Here is a 16,251-nt window from a genome sequence, read left to right as displayed (position 1 = left end):
GAGGGGTGCGGGCCATAGGATGGGCGGCGAATCCCATCGATCCGCAGGAACGGTTTTCTCATGTCCGCCATCACCCGTGATGAGGTCTCGCACCTCGCCCGGCTGTCCCGGCTGGCGCTCGGCGACGATGAGCTCGACCATCTCGCCGCCCAGCTCGACCAGATCATCTCCGCGGTCGCGCGGGTGCAGGAGGTCGCCGCGGAGGACATCCCGCCGACCTCGCACGCGCTGCCGCTGACCAACGTCTACCGGGCCGACGAGGTGCGCGAGTCCCTCGCGCCCGAGCAGGCCCTCGCGGGCGCGCCCGCGACCGAGGAGCAGCGCTTCCGCGTCCCGCGGATCCTGGACGAGGAGGCCTGATGGAGCTGGTCGGGAAGGGGGCGGCGGAGCTCGGCGAGCTGCTCGCCGCCGGTGAGGTCTCCGCGGTCGAGGTCGCCGAGGCGCACCTGGACCGCATCGCGGCCGTGGACGGCAAGGTGAATGCGTTCCTCCACGTCGACCGCGAGGCGACGCTGGCGCAGGCCCGCAGGGTCGACGAGCGGCGCGCGGCGGGGGAGGAGCTCGGCCCCCTGGCCGGCGTCCCCATCGCGCACAAGGACGTGTTCACCACGACCGACATGCCGACCACGGCGGGATCCAAGATCCTGGAGGGGTGGCGGCCGCCGTACGACGCGACGGTCACGGCCCGCCTCCGCCAGGCCGGGCTGGTGATCCTCGGCAAGACGAACATGGACGAGTTCGCGATGGGCTCGTCCACGGAGAACAGCGCCTACGGCACGTCGCGCAACCCCTGGGACCTGGACCGGATCCCGGGCGGGTCGTCGGGCGGCTCGTCCGCGGCGGTGGCCGCGTTCGAGGCGCCGCTGTCCACCGGCACCGACACGGGCGGCTCGATCCGGCAGCCCGCGGCGGTCACCGGCATCGTCGGCATGAAGCCCACCTACGGCGGGTCGTCCCGGTACGGCGTGATCGCGTTCGCGTCGTCGCTGGACACGCCCGGCCCCTTCGCCCGCAACGTGCTGGACGCGGCGCTGCTGCACGAGGCGTTCAGCGGCCACGACCCGATGGACGCGACGTCGGTGCCCGAGCCCGTCCCGCCGGTCGTGGAGGCCGCGCGCCGCGCCGACGTCGACGGGCTCCGCGTCGGCGTCGTCAAGGAGTTCGCGGGGGAGGGCTACGAACCGGGCGTGTCGGCGCGCTTCAACGAGGCGGTCGAGCTGCTGGAGTCGCTCGGCGCGAAGGTCGTCGAGGTGTCCTGCCCGAACTTCACCTACGCGCTGCCCGCGTACTACCTGATCGCCCCGTCGGAGTGCTCGTCCAACCTCGCCCGCTTCGACGCGATGCGGTACGGCCTGCGCGTCGGCGACGACGGCACCCGCAGCGCCGAGGAGGTCATGGCGCTGACCCGCGCCGAGGGCTTCGGGCCCGAGGTCAAGCGGCGCATCATGCTCGGCACCTACGCCCTGTCGTCGGGCTACTACGACGCCTACTACGGCAAGGCCCAGCAGGTCCGCACGCTGATCAAGCGCGACTTCGAGGCCGCGTTCGAGCAGGTCGACGTGCTGGTGTCGCCGACCACCCCGACGACCGCGTTCCCGATCGGCGAGCGCGCCGACGACCCGATCGCGATGTACCTGGCCGACCTGTGCACGATCCCGGCCAACCTCACCGGCAACGCCGCGATCTCCGTGCCGTGCGGCCTCGCCGACGGCCTGCCGGCCGGCCTGCAGATCATGGCGCCCGTGCTCGGCGACGACCGCGTGTACCGCGTCGGCGCCGCCGTCGAGCGGGCCCTCGAAGACCGCTGGGGCGGCCCGCTGCTGGCGCAGGCCCCCGCACTGGTGGAGGCGAAGTGACCACTCCGACGCTGATGGACTACGACGAGGCGCTCGCGAAGTACGAGCCGGTGCTCGGGATCGAGACGCACATCGAGCTCGGCACCGCGTCGAAGATGTTCTGCGGCTGCGCGACCGGGTTCGGCGCGGAGCCGAACACGCAGGTGTGCCCGGTGTGCCTGGGGCTGCCGGGGTCGCTGCCGGTCACCAACCGCGCCGCGATCGAGGGCATCATCAAGATCGGCCTGGCGCTGAACTGCGACATCGTCGAATGGTGCAGGTTCGCCCGGAAGAACTACTTCTATCCGGACATGCCGAAGAACTATCAGATCTCGCAGTACGACGAGCCGCTCTGCGTCGACGGGCACCTGGACGTCGAGGTCGAGGGCGAGACGTACCGGATCGAGATCGAGCGCGTCCACATGGAGGAGGACACCGGCAAGTCGCTGCACGTCGGCGGCTCGACCGGCCGCATCCACGGCGCCGAGTTCTCGCTGGTCGACTACAACCGGGCCGGGATCCCGCTGGTCGAGATCGTCACCAAGCCGATCGTCGCGACGGGTGAGAAGGCGCCGCTCGTCGCCCGCGCCTACGCGACCGAACTGCGCGAGCTGGTCCGCTCCCTCGGCGTCTCGGACGTGCGCATGGAGCAGGGCTCGATGCGCTGCGACGTCAACGTCTCGCTCATGCCGCGGGGCGCGGCCGAGTGGGGCACCCGGACCGAGACCAAGAACGTCAACTCGCTCCGGTCGGTGGAGCGGGCCGTCCGGTCGGAGATCGAGCGGCAGGCGGGCGTGCTCTCGGACGGCGGCCGCGTGATCCAGGAGACCCGCCACTTCCACGAGGACACGGGCCGCACCACCAGCGGCCGGAGCAAGGAGGAGGCGCAGGACTACCGCTACTTCCCCGAGCCCGACCTGGTGCCGATGGCGCCGTCCAGGGAGTGGGTCGCGGAGATCCGCGCGTCGCTGCCCGAGCTCCCGGCCGCGCGGCGGCGCCGCATCCAGCAGGAGTGGAACCTCTCCGACCTGGAGCTGCGGGACGTCGTCAACGCCGGCGCCGTCGACCTCATCGAGGCGACGATCGCGCACGGCTCGGACGCCGCCGCCGCCCGCAAGTGGTGGATGAACGAGCTGTCCCGCCGCGCCACCGAGCAGGGCGTGGAGCTGGACGAGCTGCCGATCACGCCCGAGCAGGTCGCCCGCGTCCAGGCGATGATCGCCGCCGGCGAGCTGAACGACAAGCTGGCCCGCAAGGTGTTCGAGGGCGTCCTCGCGGGCGAGGGCGGCCCGGACGAGGTCGTCGCCGCCCGCGGGCTCAAGGTCGTCAGCGACGACGGCGAGCTGTCCGCGGTGATCGACCAGGTCATCGCCGACAACGCCGACGTGGCCGACAAGATCCGCGCCGGGAAGGTCGCCGCCGCCGGCGCCCTCGTCGGCGCCGTCATGAAGGCCACCCGGGGGCAGGCCGACGCCGGCCGCGCCCGCGAGCTCATCCTGGAGAAGCTCGGCGCCTCCTGACGCACCGCCGTTCCCCTCGGCCGGCCCCGGTGGGCGGTACGGCTAGCCGAGGGGGACGTTCATGATGCGGTCGTCGTCGGGTCCCGGGTCGCCGCGGCCGTCCTTGTTGCTGGTGGCGAACCAGAGGGAGCCGCCCGGAGCCTCCGCGACGGCGCGGATCCGGCCGAAGCCGGAGTCGAAGCGCGCGACCGGGCGGCCCGCCTTGCCGTCGTCGACGGGCACCTGCCAGAGGCGTTCGCCGCGCAGGGCGGCGGCCCAGAGGGAGCCGTCGGCGTATGCCAGACCGGACGGGGACGCCTCGTCGGTCGTCCAGGTCAGGAGGGGGTTCGTGAACCCCTCGCGGTCGCCCTCGCCCTCGACCTCGGGCCAGCCGTAGTTGTTGCCGCGCTCGATCAGGTTGATCTCGTCGAAGCGGTTCTGGCCGAACTCGGTGGCGTACATGCGGTCCTCGTCGTCCCAGGCGAGTCCCTGCACGTTGCGGTGACCGTACGTCCAGGTGCGGTTGCCGAAGGGGTTGCCCGGGGCGGCCTTCCCGTCCGGGGTCACGCGGAGGATCTTGCCGCCGAGGGAGTCCCTGTCCTGGGACAGGCCGCTGTCGCCGGCGTCCCCGGTGGCGATGTAGAGCATCTTGTCCGGGCCGAACGCGATGCGGCCGCCGTTGTGGTTGCCGGCCTTCGGGATGCCGGTGACGACGGGTTCGAGCGAGCCGAGCTCGCCGCCGTCGTAGGAGGCGCGGACGACGCGGTTGTCCGACGCCGCCGTGAAGTACAGGTAGATGAGCTTGTCATCGGAGTACCCGGGGGAGACGGCCACGCCCATCAGGCCGCCCTCGCCGCCGGGTTCCACGCCGGGGACCTCCCCGACGGCCTTCTTCTCCCCGGACCGGGTGACGCGCGTCAGGCGGGCGCTGTCGCGTTCGGTCACCAGAGCGTCGCCGCCCGGCAGGAACGCCACCGCCCACGGGACCTCCAGGCCGGTGGCGACGGCGCGCGGCTCGCCGGGCTCGGTGCCGCCGCCCGTGCCGCCGCCCGTCCCGGCCGTGCCGCTCGCGGTCGCCGGCGGCGGCGTGCCGACCCCGCCGTCCTCGTCGGATGACGGCGACCCGCAGCCCGCGAGCACCAGCGCGGCCGAGACCACGGCCGAGGCCGGGACGATCATGTGCCTTCGCATGAGCACCTCCCGTAGTTAGTACGGATCCGCATCGCCGGCCGTTCCAATCCGGCCGAGTTCTTTTCCCTGCACGGCGCGATATTCGCACCCGGACACCGCCCCCGAATAATGCTCACTCTCCGTGACGCGGGGCAGGGCACCGCATCCGTGACGATCGGCTTTCGGGTGTCCCAAATCGGTTTTCGACAAGGTCGTTTGTCTCCGGGAGGACGCTCAGCCTCAATCGCTCCGTGACCTATGGAACGTACATTGAGCGCGACGGTGATCCCGTAGGGCAGCGACGTCGCTGATCTCCGGCAGGCGAGGCCGACCCGCTCGCCACCGGCTCGCGCCGACCCCCGCGCGGGCACGATCCATGATCTTCCGTCCGTTATCCGGCGAAGGTCGGGACCCGAAATCTCCCCTGGCGCTGTGCGGCGTCTGCAGGGACCGAACGCTCCACCGGGGCAGGAAGGGACACGGCGAGATGAGCGGCGATTACGCCAGGCGGGTGCCGCCGCGTGCGCTGCCGGTCGCCATGGCCGCCGTCGTCGGCGTCCTGTACGCCACCGGTTCGCTGCTCGGCTGGGGCGGCAGCACTTTCATCACCTGGGCCGAGGCCGGCGCCGCGGGCGCCGCCGCGGTGTCCCTGCTGCTGTCGGCCCGGCGGCCGAGCGGCGGACGGCCGGACACCGCGCCCGGCGGCGTCTGGACCGCCTCCTGGCGCTGGTACGGGATCGCCGCCGCGTCGTGGTTCGCGGGCGCCGTGGGCGCCGCCCTGATCGACGGGTACCGCCGCAGCGCCCTGTCCCTGTCGGTGCCCGACCTCTTCTACCTGCTCGCCCTGGTGGCGCTCGTCATCGGCCTCGTCGCGCCGATCAGGCTGCCCCGGGACGCCGGGACGTGGCTGCGCTACGCCGCCGACACCTACGTCTGCGCCTGCGCCCTCTTCGTGCTCGGCTGGGTCGCCCTGTTCGGCGCGCTCTACCACCGGACGGGGGAGTCGCCGCCGGAGTTCCTGCTGGAGCTGCTGTACCCGCTGATCGGCATCGTGTTCGTCTGCGGCGCGCTGCCCTTCGTGCTGGGAGCCGCGCGCGGGCACCGGCGGCTCGCCTGGATGGGGTACGGCGCGCTGACCGCCATCGCGGCCGCCGACATCGTGACGACGTTCGTCCGGCTGGACGGCGGCGGACCGGCGGACGACCCGTCCGACATCCTGCGCCTGGCCGGGCTGCTGCTCCTGCTGCTGGTGCCGTGGACGGGCCCGGCCGCCGAGCCCGCGCCGCCGGTCGACGACATCCCCGACGACGTGGCCGAGCCGAACGCGGTCGCCCGCACCGGCGGGAAGCAGGGCCGCATGCTCGGGCCGGGCATCGCCCCCGCGGCGATCGCCGCCGCGGCCGCCATGTTCATCGCCGGCCACTCGCTCACCGGGCACAACGGCCTCGAACCCGGCATCTCGATCGTGGCGGGCACCGCGGCGCTGGTGCTGATCGCGCGGCTGGCGGGCCTGCTCCGCGAGAACGACGCGCTCCGCCGCGCCGTGGAGACCGGCGAGGAGCACTTCCGGGCGCTGTCGGAGAGCATCAACGACGCCGTGCTCATCTGCGACGTGGACGCCACCGTCCAGTACGCCAGCGCCGGCGCCCTGCGGACCTACCACTACGAGCCCGACGAGCTGCTCGGGCGCCCGCTGCACGAGATCGTCCACCCGGAGGACCTGCCGCGCGTCGAGGACGTGTTCCGCGAGGTCCTGGACGAGGAGTCCGTCGACGAGGCGCTGCGCGTGTCGTGCCGGGTGCGCGCGGCGGACGGGACGTGGCTGCCGACCGAGTCCACGATCTCCCGCTACAGCGGGTCCGACGGCGCGCCCACGCGGCTGCTCGTCACCACCCGGGACCTCAGCGAGCAGGCGGCGCTGCAGCGCCAGGTGGCGCACCTGACGTTCCACGACGGCCTGACGGGCCTGCCCAACCGGTCCTACTTCGAGGAGCGCACCCGGGAGGTGCTGTCGGGGCACGAGCCGTCCGGCGGCGAGGTCGCGGTCGTGTTCGTCGACCTGGACGGCTTCACGGCGGTGAACGACTCCGACGGGCACGCGGCCGGCGACCAGGTGCTGGCGCAGGCCGCCCGGCGGCTGCGCGCGACCGTCCACGCCGACGACACGGTGGCCCGCTGGGGCGGTGACGAGTTCGCCGTCCTCGTCCAGCTGCCGCCGGACGACGGTGAGACGCGCGCCACTGTCGAGCTCGCGGGACGGCTCCTGCGCGCACTTTCGGTCGACCCTTATCAGGTGGGCAACAAGCACATCGTGCTGACGGCGAGTGTCGGCATCGCCTTCGCCGGGGACGAGGAGCAGCCCGCCGGCGCGGCCGCCGGGAACGCCGCCGAGGCGGGCCGCCGGCTCCGCCGCACCGCGGCCGATCTGCTCCGCAACGGCGACCTGGCGATGGCCCGCGCGAAAGAGGCCGGCGGCGGGCGCGTCGAGGTGTACGCGCCGCACATGCACGCGGACGTCGTCCGGCGCCTGGAGCTCGGCAGCGACCTCCAGCAGGCGCTGGCCGAGGAGGAGTTCGCGATCGAGTTCCAGCCGATGGTGGACCTCGCGACGTCCCGGGTGACCGGCGTGGAGGCGCTGCTGCGCTGGTGGCGGGGCAGCGAGGCCGTCCCGCCGGAGGAGTTCATCGGCCCGGCGGAGGAGTCCGGCCTGATGATCCCGCTCGGCGACTGGGTGCTGCGGGAGGCGTGCCGCGAGGTCGCGCGCTGGCGCGGGGACGCGTGGGACGTCGGCCTCTCGGTCAACTTCACCGCCCGGCAGATCGCCGCGCCCCGGTTCGTGGAGTCGGTCGCGGCGGCGCTGGAGGAGACCGGGCTGCCGCCGCAGGCCCTCACGCTGGAGGTGCGCGAGGAGGTCCTCGTCGAGGACGCGGGCCAGAACGTGGAGCGACTGTCCGAGCTGCGGAACCTCGGGGTGCGCCTCGCGATAGACGACTTCGGCACCGGCTACGCCTCGCTCGCCTACCTCGGGCAGCTCCCCGTCGACGTCATCAAGATCGACCCGTCCTTCGTGGCGGGCCTCGGGTCGGACGAGACCCGCACGCTGCTCACCCGGACGATCGTGCGGCTCGGCAGCGACCTCGGGCTGACCGTGGTCGCGGAGGGCATCGAGCGGCCCGAGCAGCTGGAGGCGCTGCGCGAGATGGGCTGCCCGCGCGGCCAGGGCTTCCTGGTGGCGCGCCCGATGGCGGCCGGGCGGGTCGAGTCGCTGGTGCGCACCAACCTGGAAGGGCACGCCCCGTCCGGAGACGTCGCGCTGCCGCTGCCGGGCTGAGCGGTTGGGGGAGGCGCCGGAAATCGTCTCGACATATGAGACAAAGCGTCCACGGATTTGACCGGGGGCCGGACATCGGCGAAAGTGGGCACGTGCAGAGCACCATCACCATCCTCGTAGTACTTGGTCGGCGCGCAGGCTGACCAAGCTCCTCGTCCTGCGCGCCTCCCCTCGACCGCCTCACGGCGGCGGGGGTTTTTTGTTGCCCGGCGAGCCTCCAACCACTCCCCAAGGAAAACGCAGATCATGACGACCGAACAGATGACGGGAGCCCAGGCGCTGGTCCGCGCCCTGGAGAACGTCGGCGTCGACACGGTGTTCGGCATCCCGGGCGGCGCGATCCTCCCGGCCTACGACCCGCTCTTCGACTCCGCGAAGCTGCGCCACATCCTCGTCCGGCACGAGCAGGGCGCCGGCCACGCGGCCCAGGGCTACGCGATGGTGACCGGCCGGGTGGGCGTGTGCATGGCCACCAGCGGGCCGGGCGCGACGAACCTCGTCACCGCGATCTCCGACGCCTACATGGACTCGGTCCCCATGGTGGCCATCACCGGGCAGGTGGCGTCGTCCCTCATCGGGACGGACGGCTTCCAGGAGGCCGACATCGCCGGCATCACGATGCCGATCACCAAGCACAACTTCCTGGTCACCAAGGCCGCCGACATCGGCCGCACGATCGCCGAGGCGTTCCACATCGCCTCCACCGGCCGGCCCGGCCCCGTCCTCGTCGACATCGCCAAGGACGCACTGCAGGCCACGGTCGACTTCGAGTGGCCCGTCCCGCTGCAGCTCCCCGGGTACCGGCCCGTCACCCGGCCGCACAGCAAGCAGGTCCGCGAGGCGGCGCGGCTGATCGTCTCGTCCGGGCGCCCGGTGCTGTACGTCGGCGGCGGCGTCCTGAAGGCCGGCGCGTCCGCCGAGCTGAAGGTGCTCGCCGAGCTGACCGGCGCGCCCGTCGTCACCACGCTGATGGCCAAGGGGACGCTGCCCGACAGCCACCCGCTGCACATGGGCATGCCGGGCATGCACGGCACCGTCGGCGCGGTCGGCGCGCTGCAGCGGGCCGACCTGCTGGTCACCCTCGGCGCCCGGTTCGACGACCGCGTCACCGGCAAGCTGGACGGGTTCGCGCCCGGAGCCAAGATCGTGCACGCCGACATCGACCCCGCGGAGATCTCCAAGAACCGGCACGCCGACGTCCCGATCGTCGGGGACGCCCGGGAGGTCATCGCCGACCTCGTCGTCGCCGTGCAGAACGAGCACGAGGCCGGCCGCAAGGGCGACTACACCGACTGGTGGCGGCAGCTCGACGCCTGGCGCGACACGTACCCGCTGGGCTACGACACCCCGGACGACGGCTCGCTGTCCCCGCAGTACGTCATCGAGCGCATCGGGAAGGCCGCCGGGCCGGACGCGTACTACGTCGCGGGCGTCGGCCAGCACCAGATGTGGGCCGCGCAGTTCATCAAGTACGAGCGGCCGGGCGCGTTCCTGAACTCCGGCGGCGCCGGGACGATGGGCTACGCCGTCCCCGCGGCGATGGGCGCCAAGGTCGCCGCGCCGGACGCGACGGTCTGGGCGATCGACGGCGACGGCTGCTTCCAGATGACCAACCAGGAGCTCGCGACCTGCGCCATCGAGGGCATCCCCGTCAAGATCGCCGTGATCAACAACGGGAACCTCGGCATGGTCCGGCAGTGGCAGACGCTCTTCTACAACGAGCGCTACTCCAACACGAATCTGCACGCCGCCAAGCGCATCCCCGACTTCGTCAAGCTCGCCGAGGCGTACGGTTGTGTCGGCCTCCGCTGCGAGAAGGCCGAGGACGTCGACGAGGTCATCGCCAAGGCCATGGAGATCAACGACGCCCCGGTCGTGATCGACTTCATCGTGCACAAGGACGCCATGGTGTGGCCGATGGTCGCGGCCGGCACCACCAACGACGACATCAAGATCGCGCGGGACTTGGCTCCCGAGTGGGAGAACGGAGACTGACCCCGATGAGCCTGCACACCCTGTCGGTGCTCGTGGAGAACAAGCCCGGCATCCTGGCCCGGGTCGCGTCGCTGTTCTCCCGGCGCGGCTTCAACATCGAGTCGCTCGCGGTCGGCGTCACCGAGCACCCGGAGATCTCCCGGATGACGATCGTGGTGAACGTCGCCGACCTGCCCCTGGAGCAGGTCACCAAGCAGCTCAACAAGCTGGTGAACGTCTTGAAGATCGTCGAGCTGGACTCCTCGGCGTCCGTCCAGCGCGAGCTCGTGCTGGTCAAGGTGCGCGCCGACGCCGAGACGCGCTCGCAGGTCCTGGAGACCGTCCAGCTCTTCCGTGCCAAGGTGGTGGACGTCGCGCCGGACGCCGTCACCATCGAGGCGACCGGCAACCGCGACAAGCTGGACGCGTTCATCCGGATCATGGAACCGTTCGGCATCAAGGAACTGGTGCAGTCGGGCATGGTGGCCATCGGCCGCGGCGCCCGCTCCATCACCGACCGCTCGCTGCGCGCCATGGAGCGCAGCGCCTGACGGGCACCCGGCAGCTGAACCGCACGCCATCGGGCGCGTGACACAACCACCACAACGAAAGGCAACAGCACTGTGGCTGAGATGTTCTACGACGACGCCGCCGACCTGGGCGTGATCCAGGGCCGGCACGTCGCGATCATCGGATACGGCAGCCAGGGGCACGCGCACGCGCTCTCCCTGCGCGACTCCGGCGTCGACGTGCGGGTCGGGCTCCGCGAGGGGTCGGCGAGCCGCGAGAAGGCGGAGGCCGAGGGCCTGCGCGTCGTCACCCCGGCGGAGGCGGCCGAGGAGGCCGACCTGATCATGCTGCTGGCCCCGGACCACCACCACCGGGAGATCTTCGAGAAGGACATCAAGCCCGCGCTCGTCGAGGGCGACGCGCTGTTCTTCGGGCACGGCTTCAGCATCCGCTACGACCTCGTCCAGCCGCCGGAGGGCGTGGACGTGGCGATGGTGGCGCCGAAGGGCCCGGGCCACCTCGTCCGCCGCCAGTACGTCGCCGGGCGCGGCGTCCCGGTCATCGTGGCCGTGGAGAAGGACCCGACCGGCAACGCGTGGCCGCTGGCCCTCTCCTACGCCAAGGCCATCGGCGGCCTCCGCGCGGGCGGCATCAAGACCACCTTCACCGAGGAGACCGAGACCGACCTGTTCGGCGAGCAGACGGTGCTGTGCGGCGGCGTCTCCGAGCTGATCAAGACCGGGTTCGAGGTGCTGACCGAGGCCGGCTACCAGCCGGAGGTCGCCTACTTCGAGGTCCTGCACGAGATGAAGCTGATCGTCGACCTCATGTACGAGGGCGGCATCCACAAGATGTACTGGTCGGTGTCCGACAACGCCGAGTACGGCGGCTACAGCCGCGGCCCGCGCGTGATCACCCCGGAGACCAAGGCCGCGATGAAGAAGATCCTCGGCGAGATCCAGTCCGGGCAGTACGCCAAGGAGCTGGTGGACGAGTTCGAGGGCGGCCAGAAGCAGTTCCAGCAGTACCGCGACGAGCTGGCCGCGCACCCCATCGAGAAGACGGGCGGCGAGCTGCGCCCGATGATGAGCTGGCTGAACGACTAGTCGCCTCAGCGACCTGCGGTGCGCCGGCACGGGCACCCGTCACCGGGCGGGCGCCGTGCGGCGAGGGCGCGCCGCAGGTCAGCGTTTGAAGCGGCGGAGGAGCCTCGCCCGCAGCGAGGTGTCGCCGGGGAGCTCGTGCACGATGAGCGCGAGGTGGCCGCCCCGGGTGAAGTAGAACCCGGCGTCCCGCGCGCCCGCGGTGCGGCCCTGCGGCGAGGTCTTCAGCTCCTCGGCGCGCACGGACCCGAAGCGGGCCTCGCGCGTGACGCCCAGCGCCGTCGCCGCGACGTGGGCGTCCCAGCGCCCCGGGTGCACGACGACCGGGTCGATGTGGACCTCGAACCCGCCGGGCCGATCGTGCCGGGGGTCGGCGGGGAAGCCGTGCTCCTTGCCCGACGTGCGCTCCCGCAGGATGACGTCCACGACCGTCCGGTTCGTCTCGACGCGCTGCAGCGCCGCGAAGCCCCGGATGCGGATCCTCTTGCCCTGCCAGGAGACCGAGTCGAGCCGGTGGTCGACGCCGACCTCGGTGGTGATGTCGGCGTCCTGGCGGGGGACGCCGCGCAGGTACGGGTACATCGCGTAGATCCGGCCGCCGACGACGACGGCGCCCCCGGGCCCGCCCTCGACCTCGTCGCGGATCAGCCGCTCCAGTTCCTCGCGCAGGCCGTGCTGGATGCAGAACGCCCTGAGCCGCGCGGACGCGGGCATCGCGGCGCGCACGTCCTCGCTCAGCCCCTCTTCGCCGATGACATGCCGGGTGCCGTCCACGAGCCGCTCCCGCTGGAGCCGGTCGAGGCCCAGGTAGCGGTGGTCGTACACGCGCAGGACGTCGCGCAGGACACTGATGGTGCAGTCCGAGGTCACGTTCACTCCTGATCGGCCGGGAACATCGGTCACGTTAAGTCTCCGGACCGTTGCACACAGTAAAACCCTGTGGTGTGTCTCCGTCGCCGCCTGTTCGATGTAGCCGTCCGGCCATGGCGACCTGCCCGGCCCGCGACACCGGTCCGTGCCGAGGCGCTGGGGCGGCGCGTCGCCGGAGCGCTCGCGGCCGGGAGAGCCGCCCGACTCACCGTGCCGATAAACACGGCTTTTGGACAGATTGTCCAAGTGACTCGTGATCCTGTCACGGGTCAGAATGCCGGTGAAGGCACCTGTCAGATAAATTACCCTATCGTTTCGGCGCTCTTTGCCTGATACTTGAAGAAAGCCGTGACGGCCGCGGCCGGCGCGGGGCGAACCTGCGCGAACGTTCATGTGACCGCCGCCGGAGCGGTGTTGGGGCGGAGCGCATGAGTGGTGTGATGCTGTTCAAGAACGACGGAGTGTCACGAGCCGGAGGCGAGACGGAATTCGTCTTCCGCCGGTCAATGTCACAGGCAGGTAATTCCCGGTTCCGCGCCGCGGGCCATCGGGCGAATTGCGGCGGGGAGTCGTGACGTGCCGGCGCGAGACGACAGGGCCGTCCGGCGCTGGGAGACCTGCGGGCAGGCGTGGATCGGCGTCCTGCGGCACGTGTGGGCGGCCGGCGAGGCCGGCATGGAGGACGCCGGGCCCATCATCGAGGGCCCGCCGGTGCTGTTCGAGATCTCCTCGCTGAGCTGGGAGGACCCGATCCTCCACGAGCACGGCGACCGCACCCGGCTCGTGCGGCGCGCGCAGGAGCGCACCCGCCGCAACGTCCCGGGACGCTACTGGCCGCGGCTGCATGACCTCCATGGCCACGACCAGATCCGCTGGGTGGTGGACCTGCTGCGCGCCCGGCCGTGGACGACCAGCGCGTGGATCTCCCTGACGATCCCCGGTGAGCCGGCGGACGGGCTGCCGTGCCTCACCGCGCTGTCCTTCCGCATCCGCGGCTACCGGCTGATCATGACGGCGATGTTCCGGTCGCAGAACGTGCACCGGGCCTACCTGACCTACATCCCGCTCCGCGAGGTCCAGCTCCGGGTCTCCGACGAGCTGGGCCTTCCGGCGGGGCCGCTGCGGGTCTTCGTGGACGTGCCGCACGTCCACGTCGCCGACGCCGAGCGCGTCGCGTCCGTCCTGGCCGCGGTGCCCGAGCCGAACGCGGCCTGAGCCGGCAGGGGACGAACCGGAGTTATCGGTGGGTGTCTCCCTGCCGGGAATCCCGCCCCGCACCGAGGGATAGACTCGCGTGGGGGCGAGGGCACGACGAGGTGACCCGCGACTTCACCTGCACACACCATACGAACATCCACTTCCGAAGGAACGTTTCCTTGAGCAAGCCCGTCGTCCTCGTCGCAGAAGAACTCTCACCGGCCGGGATCGCCGTGCTGGAGGCCGACTACGAGGTCCGCCACGTCGACGGCAGTGACCGGGAGCTGCTGCTGCCCGCCGTCGCCGACGTCGACGCGATGATCGTGCGCAGCGCCACCAAGGTCACCGCCGAGGTGTTCCAGCACGCCAGGAAGCTGCGGGTCGTCGCCCGCGCCGGGGTCGGCCTCGACAACGTCGACGTCGAGGCCGCCACCAAGGCCGGTGTCATGGTCGTCAACGCGCCGACGTCCAACATCGTCACCGCCGCCGAGCACGCCGTCGCGCTGCTGCTCGCGACCGCGCGGAACGTTCCCCAGGGCCACGCCGCCCTCAAGCAGGGGGAATGGAAGCGGTCAAAGTACACCGGCGTGGAGCTGCAGGGCAAGACCGTCGGCGTCCTCGGCCTCGGCCGTATCGGCGTCCTCGTCGCCCAGCGCCTCGCCGCCTTCGACATGAACGTGCTCGCGTACGACCCGTACGTCCAGGCCGCCCGCGCCGCCCAGCTCGGCGTGAAACTCGTCACGATCGACGAGCTGCTCCGCGAGAGCGACTTCATCACCGTCCACCTGCCGAAGACGCCCGAGACCCTCGGCCTCATCGGCGACCGCGAGCTGCAGAAGGTCAAGCCGACCGTGCGGATCGTCAACGCCGCCCGCGGCGGGATCGTGGACGAGGCGGCATTGGAGGTCGCGCTCAAGGACGGCAGGGTCGCCGGGGCGGGCATCGATGTGTTCAGCACCGAGCCCTGCACCGACAGCCCGCTGTTCCAGCACGACAACGTCGTCGTCACCCCGCACCTCGGCGCCAGCACCCACGAGGCGCAGGAGAAGGCGGGCACGCAGGTCGCCCGCTCGGTGAAGCTCGCGCTGTCCGGCGAGTTCGTGCCGGACGCGGTGAACGTGCAGGGCGGCGCGGTCGCCGAGGACGTCAAGCCCGGCCTGCCGCTCGCCGAGAAGCTCGGCCGCATCTTCACCGCCCTCGCCGGCGGCGTCCCCGTGCGGCTGGACGTGGTGGTCCGCGGCGAGATCGCCGAGCACGACGTCAAGGTGCTGGAGCTCGCCGCGCTCAAGGGCGTGTTCGTGGACGTGATCGAGGAGACGGTGACGTTCGTCAACGCGCCGCTGCTCGCCCGCGACCGCGGCGTCGAGGTCACCCTCACCACCAGCGAGGACAGCCCCGACTGGCGCAACGTCGTGCAGGTGCGCGGCACGATGTCGGACGGCTCGGTCGTGTCGGTGTCGGGCACGCTCACCGGCCCGAAGCACGCCGAGCGGATCATCGAGATCAACGGCTACGACATGGAGCTCGTCCCGACCGAGCACATGGCGTTCTTCTCCTACGTCGACCGCCCCGGGATCGTCGGGACCGTCGGCAGGCTGCTCGGCGACGAGCAGGTCAACATCGCGAGTATGCAGGTCGGCCGGGACGTCAAGGGCGGCAGGGCGCTGATCGCGCTGACCGTCGACTCCGCCATCGGCCCGCAGCTCATCGACGCCATCTCCCGCGAGGTCGGCGCCGACATGGGCCGCCGCGTGGACCTGGACGGCTGACCGCCACCAGCGGCGAAACGGCGCGGGCGGACGCTCTCCGGCGTCCGCCCGTGCCGTTTCGCACACCCGTCCCGGTCTCGAATGGTGAGATTCTTGGCCACGGGTCGGGACAACCCCCGAGATGGCGGGTAATCTCGCAGGTAGTCATGCGGCGTTTCGTGGTAATCCTTCGCTGCCGCAGCGGGGCCTGAACATCGGCAGGCCGGCACCCGCTGCGGAGGCTCTGCCTGGCCGTCAGCCCGATGTCCGCGCCGGACCGTGCGAACCACGGCATCCCGGCGGCCCTCTGGCACCAGCCCAGCGATCGGAGCGAACCATCATGAACGACACCTGGACCAACACGCCCGAAGACGACGCCCAGGAAGAGGCGGCCCGCGCCCTCCAGACCGCCCTGGATCGTAGAGCGGACTAGTTCGCACTGCCCTCGGCGGTCGGGCCCTGGGGCCCCCTTCAACGGGCAGTGCAGTGCGATCGCTGCATCGCTTCGGCTCGCCTAGCGGCTCGCTGCGCGATCAGGTTTCTTGCTTCGCTCGAAACCTGCCTTCGGACGCGATCGCGGACCTTCAGGTCGCTGCGTGGTTGCGGCGGTGGTCGATGTCGCTGCGCCCGTGGGTCCGCATCACGCTTGGACGGCTGCCACCGCGCCCTAGGTCTGGCTTGTGCAGACTGGGGGTGTGGTGGGTGAGGGTGTCGCGGATCTGCTTGGTGAGGTCGCTGGGCTTGGGCCTTACTTCGAAATCGTTACCGGGGCCGCCGTCGGGGCGGGGTGGCGGCGGTTTCCGGATGACGAATGGGTGTTCGGGGCGACCGTCGAGTACGAGGAGCGGCTCGGGACGGGGGAGCGGCGCGTTGCCGCGTCCATCCTGTTCCAGGGGCTTGCTTCGCGGCTGTGGTCGCCTGTCGTGGCGGCGGCCGCGCGTGGGATCGTTCCCGATCTAGCGGATCTGCGGTGGCGCTGGGCGCCTGGCGAAGCCGTTGCTTTGGGGCTGGCCG

General features: G+C 71.6%; 11 protein-coding genes and 1 pseudogene. 10 read left to right on the top strand and 2 right to left on the bottom strand.

Annotated features, from left to right (window positions below; genetic code table 11):
* Positions 1-60: 60 nt before the first annotated feature.
* Genes gatC through gatB form a run of 3 tightly spaced genes read left to right on the top strand, consistent with a single transcriptional unit; the run spans position 61 to position 3,355 of the window.
* A complete protein-coding gene (gene gatC / locus E1266_RS26245; protein ID WP_132051387.1) occupies positions 61-360 on the top strand; it encodes an Asp-tRNA(Asn)/Glu-tRNA(Gln) amidotransferase subunit GatC in 300 nt (99 codons plus the stop codon).
* Positions 360-1,856, top strand: a complete 1,497-nt coding sequence (gene gatA, locus E1266_RS26240; RefSeq protein ID WP_207945930.1) for an Asp-tRNA(Asn)/Glu-tRNA(Gln) amidotransferase subunit GatA — start codon at positions 360-362, stop codon at positions 1,854-1,856. Before gatC ends, gatA begins: the two co-directional genes overlap by 1 nt.
* Before the next feature lie 14 nt (positions 1,857-1,870).
* Positions 1,871-3,355: an Asp-tRNA(Asn)/Glu-tRNA(Gln) amidotransferase subunit GatB gene (gene gatB, locus E1266_RS26235; RefSeq protein WP_132051393.1), complete on the top strand. Its 1,485-nt coding sequence runs from the start codon at positions 1,871-1,873 to the stop codon at positions 3,353-3,355.
* 42 nt (positions 3,356-3,397) lie between these two features.
* On the opposite strand, the gene E1266_RS26230 is transcribed toward gatB, so the two are convergent.
* Entirely contained in the window at positions 3,398-4,525 is a 1,128-nt protein-coding gene (locus tag E1266_RS26230; RefSeq protein WP_132051383.1) for a PQQ-dependent sugar dehydrogenase, read from the bottom strand.
* 466 nt (positions 4,526-4,991) lie between these two features.
* On the opposite strand from E1266_RS26230, the gene E1266_RS26225 reads away from it, so the two are divergent.
* The 4 genes from E1266_RS26225 (at position 4,992) to ilvC (ending at position 11,425) form a co-directional block, all read left to right on the top strand.
* Positions 4,992-7,835 carry a GGDEF domain-containing phosphodiesterase gene (locus tag E1266_RS26225; protein ID WP_132051381.1) on the top strand — a complete coding sequence of 948 codons (2,844 nt, stop codon included), beginning with the start codon at positions 4,992-4,994 and terminating at the stop codon, positions 7,833-7,835.
* A gap of 123 nt (positions 7,836-7,958) precedes the next feature.
* Positions 7,959-9,830, top strand: a complete 1,872-nt coding sequence (locus tag E1266_RS26220; RefSeq protein ID WP_279436349.1) for an acetolactate synthase large subunit — start codon at positions 7,959-7,961, stop codon at positions 9,828-9,830.
* 5 nt (positions 9,831-9,835) lie between these two features.
* Positions 9,836-10,360: an acetolactate synthase small subunit gene (ilvN, locus tag E1266_RS26215; protein WP_132051377.1), complete on the top strand. Its 525-nt coding sequence runs from the start codon at positions 9,836-9,838 to the stop codon at positions 10,358-10,360.
* Between the two features lie 81 nt (positions 10,361-10,441).
* Positions 10,442-11,425, top strand: coding sequence for a ketol-acid reductoisomerase (gene ilvC / locus E1266_RS26210; RefSeq protein ID WP_132051391.1), 984 nt, complete (start codon positions 10,442-10,444; stop codon positions 11,423-11,425).
* 78 nt (positions 11,426-11,503) lie between these two features.
* Here the strand turns inward: ilvC and E1266_RS26205 are convergent, their stop codons facing one another.
* Positions 11,504-12,292: a hypothetical protein gene (locus E1266_RS26205; protein WP_132051375.1), complete on the bottom strand. Its 789-nt coding sequence runs from the start codon at positions 12,290-12,292 to the stop codon at positions 11,504-11,506.
* Between the two features lie 576 nt (positions 12,293-12,868).
* On the opposite strand from E1266_RS26205, the gene E1266_RS26200 reads away from it, so the two are divergent.
* From E1266_RS26200 to E1266_RS38945, 3 genes and pseudogenes are all read left to right on the top strand, one after another.
* Positions 12,869-13,507, top strand: a complete 639-nt coding sequence (locus E1266_RS26200; RefSeq protein WP_243718890.1) for a hypothetical protein — start codon at positions 12,869-12,871, stop codon at positions 13,505-13,507.
* A 161-nt stretch (positions 13,508-13,668) separates the two neighbouring features.
* A complete protein-coding gene (gene serA / locus E1266_RS26195) occupies positions 13,669-15,258 on the top strand; it encodes a phosphoglycerate dehydrogenase (protein WP_132051373.1) in 1,590 nt (529 codons plus the stop codon).
* Between the two features lie 674 nt (positions 15,259-15,932).
* Positions 15,933-16,251: pseudogene (locus E1266_RS38945) on the top strand (hypothetical protein); the annotation flags it as partial.

It is taken from the genome of Actinomadura sp. 7K534 (genome assembly GCF_004348575.1).
Classification (GTDB): Bacteria; Actinomycetota; Actinomycetes; order Streptosporangiales; family Streptosporangiaceae; genus Spirillospora; species Spirillospora livida.
The sequence above is the reverse complement of the archived record's forward strand: the minus strand, read 5'-3'. Positions and strand labels throughout refer to the sequence as shown.